Source organism: Streptomyces sp. NPDC055013 (assembly GCF_053608645.1).
Genome location: NZ_JBSGVW010000036.1, coordinates 1 through 19759 on the forward strand (window position 1 = coordinate 1; position 19759 = coordinate 19759).

17 protein-coding genes are annotated in these 19759 nt (G+C 71.7%); 5 read left to right on the forward strand and 12 right to left on the reverse strand.

Features of this window, described 5'->3' with window-relative positions; translation table 11 throughout:
- Window positions 1-158 precede the first annotated feature (158 nt).
- Window positions 159-1943, forward strand: a complete 1785-nt coding sequence (locus tag ACWGDB_RS33385) for a BTAD domain-containing putative transcriptional regulator (RefSeq protein WP_453825883.1) — start codon at window positions 159-161, stop codon at window positions 1941-1943.
- A 35-nt stretch (window positions 1944-1978) separates the two neighbouring features.
- Here ACWGDB_RS33385 and ACWGDB_RS33390 read toward each other — a convergent pair whose 3' ends face one another.
- On the reverse strand, window positions 1979-2923 hold the full coding sequence (locus tag ACWGDB_RS33390) for a TauD/TfdA family dioxygenase (protein ID WP_453825921.1): 945 nt from the start codon (window positions 2921-2923) through the stop codon (window positions 1979-1981).
- Window positions 2924-3140: 217 nt separating this feature from the next.
- Here ACWGDB_RS33390 and ACWGDB_RS33395 point away from each other — a divergent pair, with 217 nt between their 5' ends.
- Window positions 3141-3737, forward strand: coding sequence for a flavin reductase family protein (locus ACWGDB_RS33395; protein WP_453825884.1), 597 nt, complete (start codon window positions 3141-3143; stop codon window positions 3735-3737).
- 98 nt (window positions 3738-3835) lie between these two features.
- Here ACWGDB_RS33395 and ACWGDB_RS33400 read toward each other — a convergent pair whose 3' ends face one another.
- Both ACWGDB_RS33400 and ACWGDB_RS33405 read right to left on the reverse strand, forming a co-directional pair.
- The gene (locus ACWGDB_RS33400) at window positions 3836-4855 is read right to left on the reverse strand and encodes a LuxR C-terminal-related transcriptional regulator (RefSeq protein ID WP_453825885.1); all 1020 of its coding nucleotides are present in this window, start codon (window positions 4853-4855) and stop codon (window positions 3836-3838) included.
- A 229-nt stretch (window positions 4856-5084) separates the two neighbouring features.
- On the reverse strand, window positions 5085-5306 hold the full coding sequence (locus ACWGDB_RS33405; RefSeq protein ID WP_453825886.1) for a hypothetical protein: 222 nt from the start codon (window positions 5304-5306) through the stop codon (window positions 5085-5087).
- Window positions 5307-5715: 409 nt separating this feature from the next.
- Here ACWGDB_RS33405 and ACWGDB_RS33410 point away from each other — a divergent pair, with 409 nt between their 5' ends.
- Window positions 5716-5934 carry an MbtH family protein gene (locus tag ACWGDB_RS33410; protein WP_453825887.1) on the forward strand — a complete coding sequence of 73 codons (219 nt, stop codon included), beginning with the start codon at window positions 5716-5718 and terminating at the stop codon, window positions 5932-5934.
- Window positions 5935-5999: 65 nt separating this feature from the next.
- Here the strand turns inward: ACWGDB_RS33410 and ACWGDB_RS33415 are convergent, their stop codons facing one another.
- The 7 genes from ACWGDB_RS33415 to ACWGDB_RS33445 form a co-directional block, all read right to left on the reverse strand.
- On the reverse strand, window positions 6000-6284 hold the full coding sequence (locus ACWGDB_RS33415; RefSeq protein ID WP_451179054.1) for an acyl carrier protein: 285 nt from the start codon (window positions 6282-6284) through the stop codon (window positions 6000-6002).
- Window positions 6285-6322: 38 nt separating this feature from the next.
- Window positions 6323-8005, reverse strand: coding sequence for an acyl-CoA dehydrogenase (locus ACWGDB_RS33420; protein ID WP_453825888.1), 1683 nt, complete (start codon window positions 8003-8005; stop codon window positions 6323-6325).
- Window positions 8002-9735: an acyl-CoA dehydrogenase family protein gene (locus ACWGDB_RS33425; RefSeq protein WP_453825889.1), complete on the reverse strand. Its 1734-nt coding sequence runs from the start codon at window positions 9733-9735 to the stop codon at window positions 8002-8004. The genes ACWGDB_RS33420 and ACWGDB_RS33425 overlap by 4 nt, the downstream gene beginning before the upstream one ends.
- Window positions 9732-11510 (reverse strand): fatty acyl-AMP ligase, encoded by a 1779-nt coding sequence (locus ACWGDB_RS33430; RefSeq protein ID WP_453825890.1) that lies wholly within the window; start codon window positions 11508-11510, stop codon window positions 9732-9734. The genes ACWGDB_RS33425 and ACWGDB_RS33430 overlap by 4 nt, the downstream gene beginning before the upstream one ends.
- 53 nt (window positions 11511-11563) lie before the next feature.
- Window positions 11564-12349, reverse strand: a complete 786-nt coding sequence (locus tag ACWGDB_RS33435; RefSeq protein WP_453825891.1) for a thioesterase II family protein — start codon at window positions 12347-12349, stop codon at window positions 11564-11566.
- Window positions 12350-12486: 137 nt separating this feature from the next.
- Window positions 12487-14904 carry an ABC transporter permease gene (locus ACWGDB_RS33440; protein ID WP_453825892.1) on the reverse strand — a complete coding sequence of 806 codons (2418 nt, stop codon included), beginning with the start codon at window positions 14902-14904 and terminating at the stop codon, window positions 12487-12489.
- Window positions 14904-15671: an ABC transporter ATP-binding protein gene (locus ACWGDB_RS33445; protein WP_453825893.1), complete on the reverse strand. Its 768-nt coding sequence runs from the start codon at window positions 15669-15671 to the stop codon at window positions 14904-14906. The genes ACWGDB_RS33440 and ACWGDB_RS33445 overlap by 1 nt, the downstream gene beginning before the upstream one ends.
- A gap of 146 nt (window positions 15672-15817) precedes the next feature.
- Between ACWGDB_RS33445 and ACWGDB_RS33450 the strand changes: the two genes are divergently transcribed.
- Window positions 15818-17038, forward strand: a complete 1221-nt coding sequence (locus tag ACWGDB_RS33450; protein WP_453825894.1) for a sensor histidine kinase — start codon at window positions 15818-15820, stop codon at window positions 17036-17038.
- The gene (locus tag ACWGDB_RS33455; RefSeq protein ID WP_451179075.1) at window positions 17038-17670 is read left to right on the forward strand and encodes a response regulator; all 633 of its coding nucleotides are present in this window, start codon (window positions 17038-17040) and stop codon (window positions 17668-17670) included. The genes ACWGDB_RS33450 and ACWGDB_RS33455 overlap by 1 nt, the downstream gene beginning before the upstream one ends.
- A gap of 65 nt (window positions 17671-17735) precedes the next feature.
- Here ACWGDB_RS33455 and ACWGDB_RS33460 read toward each other — a convergent pair whose 3' ends face one another.
- Window positions 17736-18674, reverse strand: a complete 939-nt coding sequence (locus tag ACWGDB_RS33460) for a TauD/TfdA family dioxygenase (protein ID WP_453825895.1) — start codon at window positions 18672-18674, stop codon at window positions 17736-17738.
- 13 nt (window positions 18675-18687) lie between these two features.
- Complete coding sequence (locus tag ACWGDB_RS33465; RefSeq protein ID WP_453825896.1) at window positions 18688-19728, reverse strand: MupA/Atu3671 family FMN-dependent luciferase-like monooxygenase; 1041 nt, start codon at window positions 19726-19728, stop codon at window positions 18688-18690.
- Window positions 19729-19759: the final 31 nt, after the last annotated feature.

A 19759-nucleotide genomic window follows, 5' to 3' on the forward strand; every position in this document is an offset into this window, starting at 1 on the left:
ACGTGGTGGCAGCTGCCACCACGGCCCCCTCGGCACATGGATCACCTGTCCAGCTCGCAGGGACCTGCCATCGCAGCCTCCTGACAAGGCGAAAGCCACCAAGCGGGCCTCTGTGATTGAAGACTGGAGCGCCAGAAGCAGCCAATCAGGGGGATGCCATGGAGTTCCGAATTCTCGGTCCGGTGGAAGCCCGCAGGCACGACGAGCGCGTCGTCCTGTCGGGAACCAAGATCAAGACCGTGCTCGCGGCCCTGCTGCTGGCCAGGGGGCGAGTGGTCTCCGATACGCGGCTGAGTCATCTGTTGTGGGGGTGGAACCCGCCGGCCACGGTGAGCGCGCAGATCTACACGTACATCTCGCGGCTGCGGATGCAGCTCGGTGACGGCGTGCGGATCGTCCGCCAGTTGCCCGGCTACACGTTGGAGACCGCGAACGCCCGGGTGGACTTCCTGGACTTCGAGCGGCTGGCCCGACTCGGCGCCGAGGCCTACGAAGCAGGCGACCTGGAGCGGGCCGACGCACACCTTCGGGGCGCGCTCGAGCTGTGGCGGGGGACTGCCCTGTCGAACGTCACGGAGCCCCTGGCGGACGCCGAACTGCCCAGGCTGGAGGAGGCACGGGCCGCCGCCACCGAGCTGCGGATCGAGGTGGACCTGGCGCTGGGGCGGCACCGGCAACTGATACCCGAACTGACCTCGCTGGTAGCCGAGTTCCCGGTGCGGGAGCGGATGCGGGCCCAGCTGATGAAGGCCCTGTACCTGTGCGGCCGGCAGGCCGACGCGCTCATCGCGTACCACGAGGGGCGCCGGGTGCTCGCCGAGGAGCTGGGTGTGACCCCGGGCGCCGAGCTGGCCGAGGTCTACCAGGCGGTCCTGGCGGGGGAGCCGGTCATGGAACCGTCCGCGCTCCCGGCCGCCACCCGGGCGGTGACACCGGCGATGCTCCCCCCGGACATTCCCGATTTCACCGGCCGCGAGGCCGAGTTGGCCGAACTGCGCAGGCTGCTGCCGCCGAGCGGGCAACGCACCTGGCACGCCCGTCGGTTCCTGCTGACGGGGATGCCGGGGAGCGGCAAGACGGCCCTCGCGGTGCGCGCGGCCAACGAGGTTCTGGGGGCCTTCCCCGACGGGCAGTTGTACGTGAACCTGAGGTACCAGGACGGCTCGCCCCGCAGCCCCCGGGAGGTACTGGTCAGCCTGTTGCGGGCACTCGGGGAGCCGGTGGGCGCGGCCGAACCGGATCTGGACGAGCTGATCCGGCTGTACCGGACCCGCACGGCCCGGCGCCGGCTGCTGATCCTCCTGGACAACGCGGTCAGCGAGCTGCAGTTGTCCGGGTTGCTGCCGGGGGCGCCGGAGCCTGCCGTGCTGATCACCAGCCAGACCGCCCTGGGGCCGATCGGTGGACTGCACACCATGGTGCTGCCCCCGCTGAGCGGCGCGGAGAGCCTGCGGATGCTGTCCACGGCGGTGGACCCGATCCGTGTCGAGGCCGAGCCGGAGGCCGCGCGGGAGATCGCCCGGCACTGCGCCGGACTCCCGCTCGCCGTGCGCATCGCCGCGACCCGGCTGGCCGGCCGGCCACGTTCCTCGCTGCGGCGCCTCGCGGACCGACTGGCGGACCCGCACAGCCGCCTCCAGGAGCTGCAGGTACGAGGGTTGTCGGTGCCTCGCAGCATGGAGCTGTCGCTGCGCCGGCTGGGCCGCGCGGACCGCGAGCTGCTTCTGCTGCTGTCGGGGTTGAGGCACGAGGTGTTCTCGGCCCGCTCGGCCGCCCGCTGCCTCGGGCTCGAGGTCGCCGAGGTCGAGGAGGGGCTGGAGTCACTGGTCGACGAAGGGCTGCTGGCGTTCTCGGACGAGCCGGGCGAGTCCGTGTACCAGCTCAACAGTCTGCTGCGGCTGTTCGCCGAGAGCGGTCGTTCCCGGCACGAGCCGGCGGCCTGAGAGCCGCTGCCCGTACCCCGCCCGCGGCCGGGTCGTCATGCTCGGGGCGGGGTCGGGCACCAGTCCGACATGGCGGCGCGGACGTGGCGTGTTCCGGTGAAGGGGCGGCGGCCGTGGGCGAGAGCCACATTGTCGAGGAGCAGCAGATCGCCCCGGTTCCACGGGACGTCCACCGTCGCCACGGCGCCCGACTCGCAGATCTGGGTCACCTCGTCCCTGGAGATCGGGGAGCCGTCGGCGAACGTGACGTTCCAGGGCAGCCGGTCCACCGGCAGGACCCGGGACAGGACGTCCACGGGGCCGCAGCCGGCCGGATGCCAGCGGTGGATCTGGTTGAACCAGACGTCGCCCGTGACCGGGTGCGTGATGACGGCGGGGCGTATCCGTGAGACGTGGATGCCGCCGTCGGCCGTCCAGCGCCACTCGGTCCCGGTGCCGTCGAGGAAGACCTCGACCTCCTCGCGGTGGGTCGTGGCGAAGGCGTTCTGCCAGCTCACGCCGAGGCCCGAACCGTCGTGCAGGTAGCGGACGTACCGGACGCCGGGGGAGAACCGTTCGCGCAGGTCGAGGGCGAGTGAGCTGAGCCAGCGTGCGCCGTCCACCAGCATGGTGGCGCCGCCGGCGGCGGGGGCCGTGTGGCAGAACAGCGCGATCCGGGCGGGCCAGGCGTGCGTACAGCTCATCTTGTTGTACGGCCGGACCGCGATATGAGGCTGTTCCCCTGAGACCTTCCAGACGTTGGCGGTCTTACGTTCGCGTGCGGGCCGCAGAGCCCGTCCGAACCTGTTGGGCAGGATCCGGTCGAGTACGTCGTCGAGGGTCTCCGAGGTGATGTCGAAGCCCCGGAAGACGACGGCCTTCTCCTCGGTGAGGAGTTCGCTCAGCGCTGCCGGGCCCATGGCGTCCAGGCGTTCGACCAGCTCTTCCGGGCCGCCGACGCCCTCCGGGTCGATGTCCAGAGGAGTCCAGGGCTCCACCATCGCCACACCGGCCTCTCTCGGAAATCTCGACAGCCGGCCGGAGCAGGGCCCCGGCAGCCTACGGCACGTCACCCATCGAAGAACGACCCCCTACGGGGTTCCTATGGCGTGGGCTGCTGCCCGGCCCGGCTACTCCCCGGAGCCGATCGTCTCGCGTCCGGGCCGGGTGCCGGGTGTAGCTGTCGTGTAGAGGACGAGGGGAGCGTGAGCCGTCGACGTGACCGTCCGTCCCCTGCCCTGTGAGGTACGCGTGAACTCGACCGCCACCGCCCTCCGCTTCGACCGGAGCCGTTTCCGGGATGTGCTCGGCCGGTTCTGCACGGGGTTGACGATCATCTCCGCCGTCCATGAGGGCGAACCGGTCGGCTTCGCCTGCCAGTCCTTCGCCTCGCTCTCGTTGGAACCGCCGCTGGTGTCCGTCGCGGTGGCGCAGGCCTCGGCGACCGGGCACCGGATCGAGCAGACGGGTGCGTTCTGCGCAACGGTGCTGCGCGCGGACCAGGCCGAGCTGTGCCGGGGGTTCGGTCGCAGCGGAGCGGACAAGTTCGCCGGGGTGGCCTGGAGTCCGGCCGAGGTGACCGGCTCCCCGCGCATCGGTGGCGGTCTGGCCTGGGTGGACTGCCGGGTCGAGAGTGTGGTGCCGGCCGGGGACCACCGGATCCTGGTCGGCCGGGTGGTGGACCTGACCGTGCCCGAGGAGGGCGAGGACTCCGGCCCGCTGCTCTTCTACCGCGGCTCGTTCCTGGGTCTGGCACGGGACGTGGCTTCGGTGCCCGTCCGCAGCGCGGCGCCGGTCCGTACCCGCGAGGTGTGACCAGGGGACCGCGGACGTCAGGCGACGGCCGGACCGTCGGGCGGCACAGCGCGGCGTGCCGCACTGCGGAGCCCAACAAGCCTTCAGAGCAAGGAGGTTCAGCAGTCCGCCAGTCGGCGGCCGACCACGCCCGGGCCGTCCGTGGAGTCGGCCCGTGTCGGGTCCAGCAGACCGGAGTGGTCGGCGTCCGGTTCTCCGCCGGTGCCCGGAATCTCGTCGATCCAGCCGAGGCCGGCCGCGCGCAGTCCGGCCTGGAACCGGCTCTTGGCCCCGAGCCGCCCCATCAGGTCGGCGGTGATACGTCGTCCGGTACGGACCGAGACCCCGAGCTTGCGCGCCACGCCCTCGTCGGTGAAGCCTTCCCCGAGAAGGCGCAGGACGGCCTTCTCCTGACTGGTCAGCCCCTTGTCGTCGGTGCTGGTCCGCTGACGACGGGCACTGGTGACGGGCGCCGCCCGGTCCCACACCAGCCGGAAGAGCTCGGACAGGCCCGCGAGTACGCCCCTGCCGCGGAAGAGGAGAGCCCCGTCCCCGCTGTTGTCCGGGTCCATGGGCAGGATGGCGGCCTCACCATCGAAGATGATCATGCGGGCCGGGAGCCAGGCCACGGTTCGGACATCGTTTCCCAACTCCACCAGCCAGCGGGCGTGTTCGACCGTGGCGGGGTCGTTGTAGATGCTGTCCAGATAGATGGTGCGCACCGTCACTCCGCGGTCCCTGAGGGACTCGGTGAGCGGACGGCTGGCCTCCCGGTTGTCCGAGGTCTGGTGCCCGCCGGGGGCGAAGCTGACCAGGCTGCGCTCACAGCCCAGGGTGAGTTCACCGATGCGATCGCGAATCTGGTCGAGCCCTTCCAGCTGCTCGACCTCGTTGTGCCGGCGGCGGCTGCGGGTGGCGGCGAACTCCTCGGAAAGGCGGGCCACTTCCACCCGGGTCTCGGCTATCTGGCGCTCCCGGGCCAGCAGCGCGGATTCCTGACGGGCCAACAGGGCCTGGAGGGCGACATCCGGGCTGACCGCGTGCACGCGGCCGGGAGTCTCCCAGGACGGGCGGATCAGGCCCAGCCGTACGCATTCGTCCAATGCGGCGCGTACGACCTCTATCGGGCGGCCGACCAACCCGGTCAGTTCCTCGACCGAACCGCATGAATTAAGTAACGAGGCCCTGTATACCTCTGTGGCTTCCGCGCTCAATCCTATCGGTTCAAGCAAGTCTCCCCACCCCCGTCTCAGGAAACCCCCGAAGTCCTTCAACGGCGGCAGGGTAACACGGGTCACACGCAGAAAGATCACCCCGTACCGGCGTCTCCGGGACGGGGTGATCCTGTTCGTCAGGTGCCGGAAAGGATCATTCGGTGGAGTCCGCCGGAGGGTTCTGCCAGCCCGGCTCACCCGGCAGTCGCTGCCAGCCCGGCTCGTCGAGTAGGTCGGTGACGGTCTCCCCGACGCGCGCCACCGGCGACTGCCAACCCGGTTCATCGGCCGATGCGGTGCCCGCGGTCACCGGCACGAGCACCAGTGCGACCACGGCGACACTGATGGCGGAGACCTTCTGGAATGCGGACTTCATTTATGAACTCCAAATTCTTCCGTACGTGGATCGCCGAATAATTCCCGTATGCGTCGCGTTAACCTCGGTCCGGAGGCGGCATCGCGTTTGCATGAGAAGAGTCTTGCTTCGCGCATCGCGCTCCACCAGGGAAAAGGCGTGACAGCCTACTGCGTTGGCAGCGAACTGACAGAGGTCGTGAACCGAGCTCTACGCGCGTTGGCCCCGGCTGCCAGCGAAAACCGAAAGTGGAATCTTCACGTCCTGCTCGTTCGGCTCGAGCGGAACACTGCATTCCTCATAACTGCCCCATGCGGCTGGCAGGTTGTGGCCAGGAGATTCAGGCAAGGTCATTGTCATAGGAATGCCGTAGGCCTGCGTCCGAAGGTCGTTCCGACCGCAGTTCCGCCCGCATTTGTGAGGTGTCATCGTGGCCAATCCGTTCGAGAACGACGAGGCGTCGTACTTCGTCCTCGTCAACGACGAGGGCCAGCACTCGCTGTGGCCGGCGTTCGCCGAGGTCCCGGGAGGCTGGCGCACCGTGCACGGCCAGGACACCCGTGCCGCCTGCCTCGCGTACGTCGAGGAGAACTGGACCGACATGCGTCCGCTGAGCCTGGTCCGGGCCATGGAGAGCAACGCGGCCTGATCCGCGAACGGGCAAGGGGCCGAGGCGGTGTTCCCGCCTCGGCCCCTTGCCCGTGGTCGTGTCCGTCAGGCGGCCTGCGGCCGTCGCTCGGCCAGCTCGTCGGCCAGGTACTGGGCCAGCTCGCCGACGGTCGGGTAGTCCCATATCGCGGTGGGATCGACGGGTATCCCGAGCTGCTCCTCCACGTCGGCGGCGAACGCCACCACCGCTATGGAGTCGAGGCCGTACTCACCGAGCTGCCGAGAGGGGTCCACGGCCTCGCCGAGGTCCGGCAGGTACTCGGCGACGCGCTCGAGGAGCCAACTCTGGATCTCGGACGGGCCGGCGGGGTCGAAACCGTACGTGGTCATCGGTATCTCCTTGGAATGTGCGGTGGTGGATGGGGACTTCACGCGTACGGGCGGCCGGTGAGGCCGAAGGACAGGCCGCGGTCGTCGCGGTCCAGCAGCTCCTCGATCAGCGCGTCCTCGACCGCAGGCGACAGGCCGGCGGGGATGACCCGCTCCATGCCCGCGAGCCGGGTGAGCGCGGCCTGAAGCCACTCCGGCCGGGACAGGAACCCTCCTGCCGGGGCCGTGCGTCGGACGCCCAGACACGCGGCGGCGGCGAGCGACACCGTGTAGCGGGCGGCCAGCTCGCGCACCGGCACCTCGGCCGTGATCGACAGCTCCCGAGGCCGCAGGGTCGCACCGGCCTCGCACAGTGCCGCGAAACCGCGTACGTGCTCCTCGGCGAGCGGCCGTACGGCCGTCGGCAGGTCCTCGTCGAGGGCGGTGCCGAGCGAGGCGGCGAGCGGGTCGCGGCCGCCCGCGACCAACCGCAGCCCGGGCAGGTCTGCCTCGGGCAGCTCGGCCTCCGCAGTGAACAGGGCTGCCGGGGCCGGGGCCGGAGCGCGACGGGCGCGGCCGAGCAGTCCGGGCAACTGGGGCAGCAGGGCGGACAGGCACGCCGCGCGGGCGATGTGACCGAAGCCGACCGGCCGGACGTCCCGGACGATCTTCTGGAACACGGCGTGCTCCCCGTCACGGCGGTAGAACTCCGCACCCATCACCGTCGACAGCCGTTGCACCGCGTCCGTGAGCACTCCGGCCACCAGGTACTTCACCGCGGGCGCGTGGACGCTGCCGGCTTCGGGGCACAGGTGCAGGGCGCGGGCCGCGCTGCGCGAGAGGGCTTCGCAGAGCAACAGGTCCGTGAAGGCCTCGGCCAAGGTGGTGCGCACCATCGGTATGGCGGCGGCCTCGCGGCCGTACAGCCGTCGTCGACGGGTGTGATGCAGGGTGACGCGCAGGGCGGTGTCCAGCAGGGCGGTGCTCATGGCGGGCAGCGCCAACCGGGTCACCTGGAAGGCGCGGGAGGCTGTTTCGACACCGGTGCCCGGTGCGCCGAGCAGCACTCCGTCGGGGACCGGCAGACCGGCCACCTCCATGCCGCCCAGGCGTACTCCGCGCATGCCGACGGAGCGGAACCTCGGCAGCATGCGCACCTGGCCGGTGGCGAGCAGGTCGGCGGGCAGGAACAGCTGCGAGTGGGCGCGAGGCCCGTCGGCCGGGTCGGTGCGTGCTAGGACCACCAAAGCATCGGCCCGGTCCAGGTTGGCGATGGACTCCTTGCGCCCGTGCAGGCTCAGTCCGGAGCCGGCGCGGTGGGCGGCGAACTCGTTGCCGGCGATGTCGTTGCCGTGGGCGAGCTCGTGGAAGGCGCAGGCGATCCGGCGGTTGTCGAGCAGCAACTCGGCCGCGGTCCGGCGCTGTTCGGGCGAGCCGGCGGTCCAGACGTTGACGCTCGCGAGGAGTTGGCCGACGCGCGCGAGGCCCAGGGCCGGGTCCCGCCGGTACACGGACCGCATCAGCTCGATCATGTGGTCGATACGGTCGAGACGGCCGCCGAGCGCCCGGGGGACGAACTCGGCGAGCAGGCCGAACTCGTCCAGAACCGCCTCCGCCGCCGGTGCGGTCTCCTCGCGCTCGTCGGCGGCCACGGCCGCGGCGAAACCGGCGGGGTTGTCCGCGTCCCAGGGTGAGCCGAGCAGTTTCTCCAAATGGTCCGCGCGGGTTGCGACGTCGGTCATGCGGCGGGCACCTCCATCGATCCGTCGCGCGCCGGCTCGTCCGGCACGGTGTCGTCGAGCACGCTCACCGGGACGCCCGGCGTGCAGCTCAGGAGCGTGCCGAGCCGGTCGTAGACCTGCATGGCCGCGGTGGGCCTGTTGCCCAGGCCCTCCAGGACCAGGGCGAGACAGCCGCGCAGCCACAACCCGTCCTGCCCCCACAGGCCGTCGTGCAGGCGGGGCCTTGCGCGGTGCAGGGCGAGCGCGGCGGCGCCCGCGAAGCACCACTCGTAGCGTTCGGCGAGTCGCATCGCGGCGGTGCTCGGCGCACCACCGGTGGGGCGCACACCCTCGAGGTCGGCGCCCAGGCTTTCGTACGCGGTCAGCAGGGCGCGGGCCAGGGAGGCGGTCTCGGCCGCCGTGCTCGACGTCCCGTCCTGCTCGGCGAGTTCGGCCACCAGCGTGGGCAGCGCCCCGAGAACGGAGTCGCGGGGAGCCGACAGGCGCAGCCGGCGTGCGTCGAGGGGGGCGGGGCGGTGCTCCTCGCGCAGCCAGTGCACCGGCGACGCGGCCGCGGACGTGGTGGCCCGCCGGCCGGGCCGCAGCAGGGGCAGGACGCCGGCCAGGCCGGCCCGGTTGACCCAGGTGCTGCCGTCGAAGAGCGGGACGACCTGGTGGTCGCGCTCCAGCTTGGCGAAGCCGCCGTACCCCTCGACGCCGGTGAGGAAGCCGCGGGCGCCGAGCAGGTCGCCGACCAGCCGCAGTTGGTCCTGCACCAGGGACGGAACGAACGCCTTGGCGACGGCGGAGATCACGCTCAGCTGCTCCGGCACCTCGTGGGCGGCCCGGGCGGCGGTGTGGGCGACGGCCTCGGCGAGGAACTGACGGGCCACGGCCCGGCCGGCCGTGACGCGGACATGCGGGAGTGCCGCCAGATCCCGCCCGTAGAGCCGCCGTTCACTCAGGAAGCGGCGCAGCAGCCCGAGCGCGTGGTCACCGGCGCCCAAGGAGAGGGAGACACAGACGATCCGGGTCATCTGGAGGGACTTGAGGACGAGTTCGAGGCCGCCGCCGAGCGTGCCGACGAGAGCATGGGCGGGGACCCGGGCCCGGTGGAACTCCACGCCGCTGATGTCGGCGCCCCGGATGCCGTGGGTGGGCATCTTGGGCAGGGGGCGCACGGTGCCGGCGGCGGTGGCCCGCTTGTCGATCAGGAAGACGCTGAAGCCGCGGGGACCGCCCTCCGGGGCGGTGCGGGCCAGGACGCACAGCAGATTGCCCCGAGTCGCGTTGTTCACCGGCCACTTGCGGCCGCTCAGCTGCCAGCCGGCGCCGTGGCGGGTCGCGGTGAGCGAGCCGGCGAGCAGGTCGCTGCCGCCGTCGGGCTCGGTGAGTCCCCAGGCCACCGGCTCGCCCGCGAGCACGTGCCGGGCCAGCAGGTCGGCCGGGCCGTCCTCGCCGGCGACCCACGCGCAGACACTGCCGAGGAAGGTCTTGCCGTGGGCCACGGCAACTGTCAGGTCGCGGGCGGCGATCCGGCGCAGCAGGGCGAGGAACTCGTCGAGGCGGTCCTGGCGGCCGCCGTGGCGGACCGGGACGTAGTGGTCGGGCAGCCCCCAGGTGTCGAGGGCGGCACACGCCTCGGCGGGGAAGGACTCCGCCTCGTCATGGGCGGTCAGCACAGCGGGGTCGAACGGGCCGCCCGGCCGGGACCACTCGGTGAGCCGTGCCTCGAGGTCGGCCGCACTCATATGTGCTCTCCCGCCCCGACGGCGACGGCCTGCTCGGCCGCCGGGTAGCCGTCGGCCCACAGGGGCTCCAGTTCGCCGTTCGCGTACAGGGCCTGCATGGCGGACCGCTGGACCTTGCCACTGGTCGTACGGCGGACCGCGCCGCGGCGCACCAGCAGGACCGAGTCGGCGCGCAGACCGAACTCGCGGGCCACGGTGGTGCGCATGCTCGCGGCCAGCCGGGCCAGTTCCTCGTCGACGGCGCGGCGGCGGACCTCGTGGATGACCACGAGCCGGCCCTCGGTGTCGTCGACGTCGGTGGGGACGGTGACGACCGAGCCGACGGTGTCGCGCAGTTCCTCATGCTGTCGGCGCAGCTCGTGCTCGATGTCGTGGGGGTAGATGTTGCGGCCCCGGACGATCATCATCTCCTTGATGCGTCCGGTGACATGGATCTCGCCGTCCACGAGGGCTCCGAGATCCCCGGTGCGCAGCCAGCCGCCTTCGTCCTCGGGGTCGTCGGCGAGCCGGTTGCCGAAGGTGGCCTCGGTGGCCTCGGCGTTGCGCCAGTAGCCGTCCACCACCAGTTCGCCGCGCAGCCAGATCTCGCCGACCGAACCGGCCGCAAGGGCGCGGCCGGTGGCAGGGTCGACGACGCGGGCCTGAAGTCCGCGCGGCTCACCGCAGCTGACCAGGGCCCGGCCGGCGCCGTCGGCGGCGGGCACCACACGGCCCGCTTCCAGCGCGGCGACATCGCAGGTGAGCACGAGCGGGGCACGGTCGGACGTGGTCGAGATCATCAGGGTGGTCTCGGCCATGCCGTAGCAGGGGGTGATCTGTTCGGTGGTCAAGCCCGCGGCGGCGAAGCGTTCCGCGAAGTCCTCCAGGACGCTCGCCTTGACCGGCTCCGAACCGCTGATCGCCTGGCTCCAGCGGGACAGGTCCAGGTCGGCGATCGAGTCCTCGGGGACGCGGGTGAGGCACAGCTCGTAGGCGAAGTTGGGGGCGGCGGACAGGCCGATGTCGAAGTGGTCGATCAGCTCCAGCCAGGCACGGGGGCGGCGCAGGAAGGCGGCCGGCGTCATCAGGGCGATGCCGTGGCCGACGAGCAGCGGGGACAGGATGTGCCCCATGAGGCCCATGTCGTGGTAGTTGGGCAGCCAGCCACCGTAGCGCTGGCCTTCCCGGACCGGCAGGTAGGTGTCGATCGCGACGGCGTTGAGCAGGAGGTTGCGGTGGGTGACCTGGCTGCCCTTGGGGTCGTTGGTGGAGCCCGAGGTGTACTGGAGCAGCGCCAGGTCGGTGGGTCCCGCGGCGTGCGGGGTGAACGGCTCGGTGAGCGGGGCCGGGTCGACGTCCGGGATCAGCACCGGGACGTCCAGGTCCTCCGTCTCCGCCCAGTTGCGCACGTCGCCCAGTTCGTCGGGGGCGGTGAGCACGCAGCTCACCTCGGCGTCCCGCGCGATGCCGCGTACGCGGCGCTGGTCCTGCTTGAAGCGGCCCGGCATCGAGGAGGGCACCGGCACCACGCCGGCATAGAAGCAGCCGAGGATGCCGACGACGAACTCGGCGGAGTTCGGCAGGAGCAGCAGGGCCCGGTCGCCGGGGCGGCAGGAGCGCAGCAGCTCCCGGGCGCAGACCCGGGCCGCCCGGTCCAGCTGCTGGTAGGTCAGCCACTGGGCGGTGGCCGGGTCGGAGGGGTCGCGCACGATCGCGACCACGCGGTGTTCGCCGCGCGTGCGAGCGTGCTCCGTGAAGATCTCGACGACGTTCGAGGCGCCGGACAGGTCAGCCATGCTGCGCGTACTCCTGTGATCGTGGGGTCGGGCAGGGCCCGGACGGTGCCGGGTCACGAGGCCCGGTGGGCTGTCGAGCGGCGGTGCGGAAGCCAAGGGGCGAGCACGTCGAGGACGGGTGCCTCGTCGGCGAGGTAGAAGTGGCCGCCGGTCAGCACTCGGGTGCCGAAGGCGCCGCCCGCGCAGGCCCGCCAGTGGGTGAGGTCCGCGGGGGCGACATCCGGGTCGGAGCTGCCGCCGAGGGCGAGCAACGGCGCCCGGACGGGTACCGGCGGGGTCCGCAGATAGCGGGCGACCACGCCGAAGTCGGCGCGGATGGAGGGCAGGACCAGGTCGAGGAGTTCCGGGGAGTCCAGCAGATCGCCGAAGTCGTCGTTCAGCCGACGCAGCTCCTCGATCAGGGCGGCGTCGTCCAGTTCATGCCGCTCGTGCTCCTCGCGCTGGTGGGGAGCCCGCGAACCGGAGACGGCGAGCAGATCCACGACCTGCCCGTGCCGGCGTTCGAGTTCGAGGGTGACCTCGTAGGCGACGACGGCGCCCATGCTGTGGCCGAACAGGGCCAGCGGTTCGCCGAGGAAGGGCTCCACCGCGTCGGCGACCGGGCCGACCAGGTCGTCCATGGAGGTCGGAACGGGTTCGCCGAGCCGGTCCTGGCGGCCGGGGTACTGCACGCCGAGCACCTCGACGTCGGCCGGCAGACCGGTGGGCCAGGTGCGGTACGCCTGTGCGGTGCCGCCCGCGTGCGGGGCGCACACCAGCCGGCACCGCGGCCGCGCCACCGGCTTGAACGCCCTGAGCCACCGTGATCGCGTGTGCAGGTCCGGAACGGTCACTGTCATCGCCTCCCATCGCGCTTGCGCCGCTCAGCACAACCAGGAGGGCTATGGGTGCTCTATACGCGCACACGCGGAAGCGGCCCCGGGGAGATCCCCGGGGCCGCTGTGCAGCGAGGTGTGCGTCTGTGACGAGGTGTCTGTTACGCCGCCTGCCTGCGCAGCGTCTTCGCGGTGACGGCGAGTCCGGCGAGGACGGCCGCCACGAGGGTGCCGATGACGGCGACGGTGAGGGTGCCGGTGCTCAGGTGCAGGCTCACGTCGGACGAGGTGGCCTGGGAGAGGCCGGAGGCCATGCCCGCCAGCGGGGGCAGGGTCACCAGGATGCCGAGGGCGGCGCCGATGACGATGACCAGGCACGTCTCGCCGACCGAGACCAGCAGCAGCTGGCGGACGGTGCCGCCGGCGGACTTCATGACCCCGAAGTCGCGGCGCCGGCCGTGGGCGGCCATGGCCATGCTGTTCGCGACGGCGATCACGCTGTAGCCGACGGCGATGACGATCAGCATCATGGCGAGGCTGTCGGTGAGCTTGGCGTCGGTCTCGTAGTCGGCCAGCGCGTACTCGGCGGCGTCGTGCAGGGCGGTGCCGGGGACGGCGGCGGAGGCCTTGGCGTCGCCGGGGACGAAGATGTCGTCGGTGAGCGCGGCCGGGTCGTGGGCGCGGACCAGGTCGCGGGCGACCACGAAGGCGCCGCGGGCCGGGTCGTCGGGCAGGACCGCGCCGACGCGCAGGGTGACGGCGGTGCCGTCGGCGAAGCGGACCGGAACCTCCTGGCCCTTCGTCAGGCCCAGCTGCTTGGCGGTGCTCTCGCCGAGGACGGCCTCGCCCGGCTTGCTCCAGCGCGGATCCCGGCTGCCCAGGATGTCCAGGACAGTGGCGTCGGCCGTGTGCTGCGCCTGCTCCGGGTCCTTGGCGGCCTTCGCGTCCTTCAGCACGAAGGCGCGGGTCGGCAGGGCGGCCTTGCCCACCGGGTTGGCGGCGACGACCTCGTCGGTGTTCCCGGGCGTGCCGTCCGGGGTGACGATCGTCTGGCCCGAGACCTTCAGGGCCTCGCCCGCCGGGTAGGCCACCCGCATGGTCTCCACCATGCCGCTGAGCAGTACCGCGAAACCGACGGCGGCGATCACCGGGGCCACCAGGGAGGCGGCCCGGCGCGGGTTGGCGACCAGTTCCGCCCGGATGAGGACCGGGCCCGCGGAGCCGCTGCGCTGGAACGGGGCGGTCAGGAACCGGCCGACGGCCCCGATGAACACGGGGGTCAGCAGGGCGGCCGCGACGATCAGCGTCATGGTGGCGAAGATCGCCATGTTGATGCGGTTGTCGGCGCTGGAGGTGGCGGTGCCGATGGCGAGGAGCACACCGGCACCGAGGACCGTGAGGCCCGCGATCCAACGGCCACGCCCCATGCCCTTGTTGGCGGAGCGGCTGTCCAGGAGAGCCTCGATGGGGGCGACCTGGGCGGCCTTGCGGCCGGCGGTCCAGGCGCCGATCACACTGACACCGACACCGATCACGGAGGCCGTGAGCAGCGGCCAGGCGGCGACGGTGACCTCCATGCCCGGCGGAGCCACCTCCAGGCCTTCGAGGATGGAGTGCAGCAGCGGGGCGGCGGCCACGCCGGCCAGGCAGCCGGCGATCGAGCCGAGCAGGCCGACCACCGCGGCCTCGCCGATGATCATGCGCTTGACCTGCTGAGGGGCGGCGCCGATGGTGCGCAGCAGGCCGATCTCGCGGCGCCGCATCCCGGTCGCGAGGACCAGCATGGAGGCGACCACGAACACCGTGGTGAACAGGCCGAGGATGGCCATGGCGCTGATGAGCTGGACGCCCAGGAACCGCTTGTGCTCGATGTACTGCGGCTGCAGCTCGGACCGGCCGTCGCCAAAGACCACGTCGCCCTTGTCGCCGAGCACCTTCTTCGCGGCGGTGACGATCGCGCCGGTGTCGGCCCCCTTGTCGGGGATCAGCGCGATCGTTCCGACACCGGGCTGCTGCCGTGCGGCGAACGCCTCGCTGAAGTAGTAGCCGGGGCCGTCCACGGTGCCGACGACGGTGAACTGCTCACGTCCCTCGGTGATGTTGACGGTCAGTTCGCTGCCCACGGTCGCGCCCAGGGCACGGTCCACCACGACCTCGTCCGCGGTGCTCGGGGCGCGGCCGGAGAGCAGCTTGTAGGGCGCCATCTGCGCGCTGCCCCAGCCGTGCCCGGACTCCAGGGCACCCTCGTCGGTGACGGGCTTGCCGTCCTTGATCGCCTGGGCGTAGAAGGAGCGGTCCACCACGGCGTCGGCGACGCCCGGAAGCTTGTCGAGTCCGGCCACCAGCGGCTCGGCCTCGGCCTTGCTCCACGCCATCCGGTCCTCGGGGCTGCCGTCGGCGTCGACGGCCTGCTGGGGCAGCGCCAGGGCGGCGGTGCCGGTGTAGCGGGGCTGGACCTCGGCCCGGGCGGAGTCGTAGATGACCAGGGTGGTCGTGATCAGGGCGACGCCGACCAGGACGGCGAGGAAGGCTCCGAGGAAGCCGGACCAGCGTTCGCGTACGTTCGCGAGGATCAGCATCACGCCTCCAGCCGGGCCATGTGGGTGGCGATCGCGGCGGCGTTGTTGCCGCCGGAGTGACGGTCGAGCGGGATGCGGTCGGCGATCCGCCCGTCCTTGAGGAAGACCACGACGTCGGCCATGGACGCGGCCACCGGGTCGTGCGTGACCATCAGGGTGGTCTGGCCCTCCTGGTCGACCAGCATCCGCATCATCCGGAGCACCTCCTGGGAGGTGACGGTGTCCAGGGCGCCGGTGGGCTCGTCCGCGAAGAGGACGTCGGGGCGGGTGACCAGGGCCCGGGCGAGGGCGACGCGCTGCTGCTGACCACCGGAGAGCTCACTGGGGCGGTGCCCGGCGCGGTCGGCCAGACCGACCGCGTCGAGCGCGCCCGCGACCTGCTCGCGGCTGACCTTGCGGCCTGCGAACCGGGACGGCAGCTCGACGTTCTGCGCCGCCGTCAGGGACTCCACCAGGTTGAAGGCCTGGAAGACGAATCCGACGTGGTCCCGGCGGAGCTGGGTGCGCTCCTTCTCGTTCTGCTGGCCGATGTCCACGCCGGCGAGGACGATCCGCCCCTCGGTCGGCTGCTCCAGCCCTGCCGCGCACTGCAGCAGGGTCGACTTCCCGGAACCGGAGGGGCCCATGATGGCGGTGAAGGTGCCGCGGGGAAAGCCGAGGGAGACGCCGTCCAGCGCGGTCACCTGGCGTCCGCCGGTGCCGTGAACCTTGCGCACGCCCTGGAGTTCGACCGCGTCCTGTACGGGGGTTTGCCTCGTTGTCGTCATGCGTCGATTTCACTGCACGGGGGGTGGCCGGGGCACTGATCCGCTCTCTACTCCTGAGGTAGAGGTAGCTCTACCTTTGCGGCCCTCGGGCGGCTGCCTCGGCGGACGCGTCTCCAAATCCCTTTTCCCGCGGTTACGTTGATCGCATGCAACCCACAACAGCCTGGCAGGCCATGGCTCAGCGTCCCCTGAGCTTCCTGACCTCGAGCTGGCCCTGGCGGTCGCTGGCCTATCTGAGCGGGGGCGTCGTGGTCGGCGCCGCGGCCGTGCTGGTCTTCGCCCTGGGCCTGGCCGCGGGGCTCGCCCTGCTGGTCGTGCTGATCGGCGTCGCACCGCTGGTCGGCATGGTGCTGGCCGCCACGTTGGTGGCCCGGGTGGAGCGCCGCCGGCTGCGGCTGGTGGACCTGGACCACCTCCCCGATCCGCACCGCGCCCCGGACGGCCGCGGCCTGCGTGCCTGGGCGGCCACCCGGCTCAAGGAGCAGGTGACGTGGCGGGAGTTGATGTTCACGCTGCTGTCGGCGGCGGCGCTGTGGTGGATGGACCTGATGGTCCTCGGGTTCTCCTTCGGGATCCCCGCCACCACCATCGCCTCGACCGACGGCGACACCTGGCCGTGGACGGTGTTCGGGGCGATCGTGCTGCTCGCCTCGCCGTACACGGTGACCTCATGGGCGGGGGCGCGGGCCGCCATGGCCCGCACCTTCCTCGCGCCGCGCGACAAGGAGCTCGGGGAGGAGCTGCGCGAGGTGCGTGCCACGCAGTCGCGGCTGCTCGACTCCTTCGACGCCGAGCGGGTGCGCATCGAACGTGACCTGCACGACGGGGCGCAGCAGCGGCTCGTCTCGCTCGGGATGACGCTCGGGCTGATGCGCCTGGAGGTCCCGGAGGGCTCCGCGCAGGCCGAGCTGCTGACCCAGGCCGAGTCCCAGCTCTCCACCGCACACCAGGAGTTGAGGGCGCTGATCCGCGGCCTCAACCCGCCGGTCCTCGCCGACCACGGACTGGTCGCGGCGATCGAGGACTACGCCGGCCGGTTCCCGATCCCGGTGACGGTGGATCTGCAGCTGCCCGAGCGGCTGCCCAGGAAGCTCGAGACGACGATGTACTACCTGATCAACGAGGCCATGACGAACATCGCCAAGCACAGCGGGGCCAGCGGTGCCCAGGTGCGCGGGCGCTACCATTCCGATCTGTTGATCCTCGACATCACGGACGACGGTCACGGTGGGGTCGATCCCGAAGCGGGCAGCGGCGTGACCGGGCTCGCGGACCGGGTCACGGCGCTCGACGGCCGGATGCGGGTGTCGAGTCCCGTCGGTGGTCCCACCCTGCTGCATGTGGAGGTTCCGTGTCGCTTCGCCTGATCGTGGCCGAGGACGCCGTCCTGTTGCGCGAAGGCCTGGTCGGGCTGCTGCAACGGGTCGGCCACGAGGTGGTGGCGGCCGTCGGGGACGCCGACGCGCTGGTGGCGGCGGTGCGCGCCGACCGGCCGGACCTGATCGTCACCGACGTACGGATGCCGCCGTCGCTCAGCGACGACGGGCTGCGCTCGGCGGTGGCTCTTCGCGAGGAGTTCCCCGGCCTGCCCGTGCTCGTCCTCAGCCAGTACGTCGAGCGCTCCTACGCGCTGCGCCTGCTCGACTCGGGCGCCGGCGCCGGTGTGGGTTATCTGCTCAAGGAACGGGTGAGCGCGGTCGTGGACTTCGTGTCCGCGATCGAGCGGGTGGCCGCCGGCGGCACCGTGGTGGACCCGGAGGTCATCACCCAGCTGGTGCGGCTGCGCCAGGACCCGCTGGAGCGGCTGAGCGCGCGGGAGCGCGAGGTGCTCGCGCTGATCGCGGAGGGCCGCACCAACGCCAGCCTCGCCAAGCATCTGTTCATCAGCGAGGCGGCCGTGAACAAGCACATCGGCAACATCTTCAACAAGCTGGACCTGCCGGTGGACACCGAGGGCCACCGCCGGGTCCTCGCGGTCCTCGCCTTCCTGCGGGCATGACGGCGCGGCTCCGCCCTCCCCGGTCACCGGGGCGGACGGAGCCGCGCTGCGCCGCGCAGGACGGGTCAGTCGGACATGGCGACCAGGATGCGGCGGGTGCCCTCGAAGGGGCGGCGGCCGTGCCCGGTGAGCACGTTGTCGATCACCAGCACGTCGCCGAACCGCCAGTCCACGTCCACGGCCAACTCCAGGCCCCGGTCGCGGATCTGGGTGATGTACTCGTCCGGTATCGGCGTGCCGTCGGCGAACGTGACGTACTGCGGGAACTCCTCGGGCGCGAGGATGTCGTACAGCTCCCTGGAGGTCTCGTCGCCGAGGCCGGCCGGGTGCCACTGGTCGGCCTGGTTGAACCAGACCTCGGTGCCCGTCACCGGGTGCTTGGTCGTGGCGCTTCGGTGCTGCACCACGCGGATGCCGTCCGGGCCCCATTCCCACTCGGCCTCGGAGGCCTTCAGGAACCGCTCCACCTCGGCACGGTCGTCCGTCTCGAAGGTGTCCTGCCAGCTCTTGCCGAGTCCGTAGCCGTCGTGCAGGTTCTGCACGTAGCGGATCCCGCCGGCGAAGGCCTCGCGCACCTCGGCGTCGAGGGACTTGAGCCACAGCTCGCCGTCCACGACCGGGGTGGCGCCCCCGGACTCGGCGGCCTTCTCGCAGTAGAAGGCGAGCCGGGCCGGCCACTTGCGGGCGTAGTTCAGCTCGTTGTGCATGGAGATGGTGAAGCGCTGCGGGTACTCGGTGGAGGTGTAGAGGTTGCCCCGCACCCGGGTGCGGGGGGAGTTGCCGTGCACGTAGGGCAGCCGGTTGGGCAGCAGCCGGCCGAGGACGGGCTCGATCGAGTCGGGCGTGACCCCGAACCCGCGGAAGACGAGCGCCTTGTGCTCCGTCAGCAGTTCCGTGAGACGGTCGGCGCCGAGTTCGGTGAGGTGTGCGGCCAGGTCCTCGGCCCCGGCGTCGGTGATCTCGTGCGGGGCCCAGGTCCGGCCCGCACTCAGGGTGGTGCTCATGACGTCTCCTGTCTCATCGGGAGATGATCTCGTTCAGCTTTCCGAGCTTGTCGATGCCGTCGAGCACGGCCCGGGACTCCACTCCGAAGTCCACGAGGCAGCCGATCTCGTCGACGCCCAAAGCCCGTATGTGCGGGAGAAGTTCGGCGGCCCGCTCGACGCTGCCGAAGAGCCCGCCGGTCTCGAAGTAGCGGTCGAACGCGCGGGCCGCGAGGTAGTCCATGTCGTCCGCGTTGAGCTCGGACAGGTCCATGTCCTTGCCGGTGAACGACTTGGCGGTGAGGTTGGCGGAGCTCTTCAGGTAGTTCGTGAAGGGCTCGCGCACCTGCTCGCGGACCTGGTCCAGATCGTCGCCGAGCAGGGTGTGCAGCATCAGCACGACATGGCCGGACCAGCCGTCGTGCTCCTCGGCTGCCACCCGCCGGTACTCGGCGATCTTGGCGGCCACTTCCTCCAGGGACTGGCCGAGCAGATGGGTGAGGATGCCGGCCCGCATCCGGGCGGCGGCCCGGAAGGTGTCCACGCCGCCGGCCGACGTCAGCCACACCGGCAACTCGGGCTGGACGGCGGGCGGGTAGGCACGGATGTCGACGGGCCGGCCGAGACCGTCGGTGGTGGCGAGGGACTCCCCGCGCCACAGCCGGCGGACCTCCTCGGCGGTGTCGCGCACCAGGGTGCGCCGGTCGGCGTGGTTCTCCGGCCGCAGCGCGAAGTCCACGGTGTTCCAGCCGGAGGCGAAGGCGACACCGGCACGGCCGCCCGAGAGGTTGTCCACCACCGACCACTCCTCGGCGATCCTCGCCGGATGGTGGAGCGGGGCGACGACACTGCCGGCCCTGATGCCCACCCGCTGGGTGCACATGGCCACGGCGGCGCCGAGCACGGCCGGGTTGGGGTAGGCCCCGCCGAAGGGGTCGAAGTGCCGCTCCGGGGTCCACACGGCGGCGAGCCCCGACCGGTCGGCGAGTTTCGCTCCCTCGATCAGCAGCTCGTACCGGCCGGCTTGCCCCGGCGCGGTGGAGTCGTGCGCGAAATAGAACAGGCTCAGATCCATGGACGGTCCTTCGGGTGGTCCGGGTGGTTGC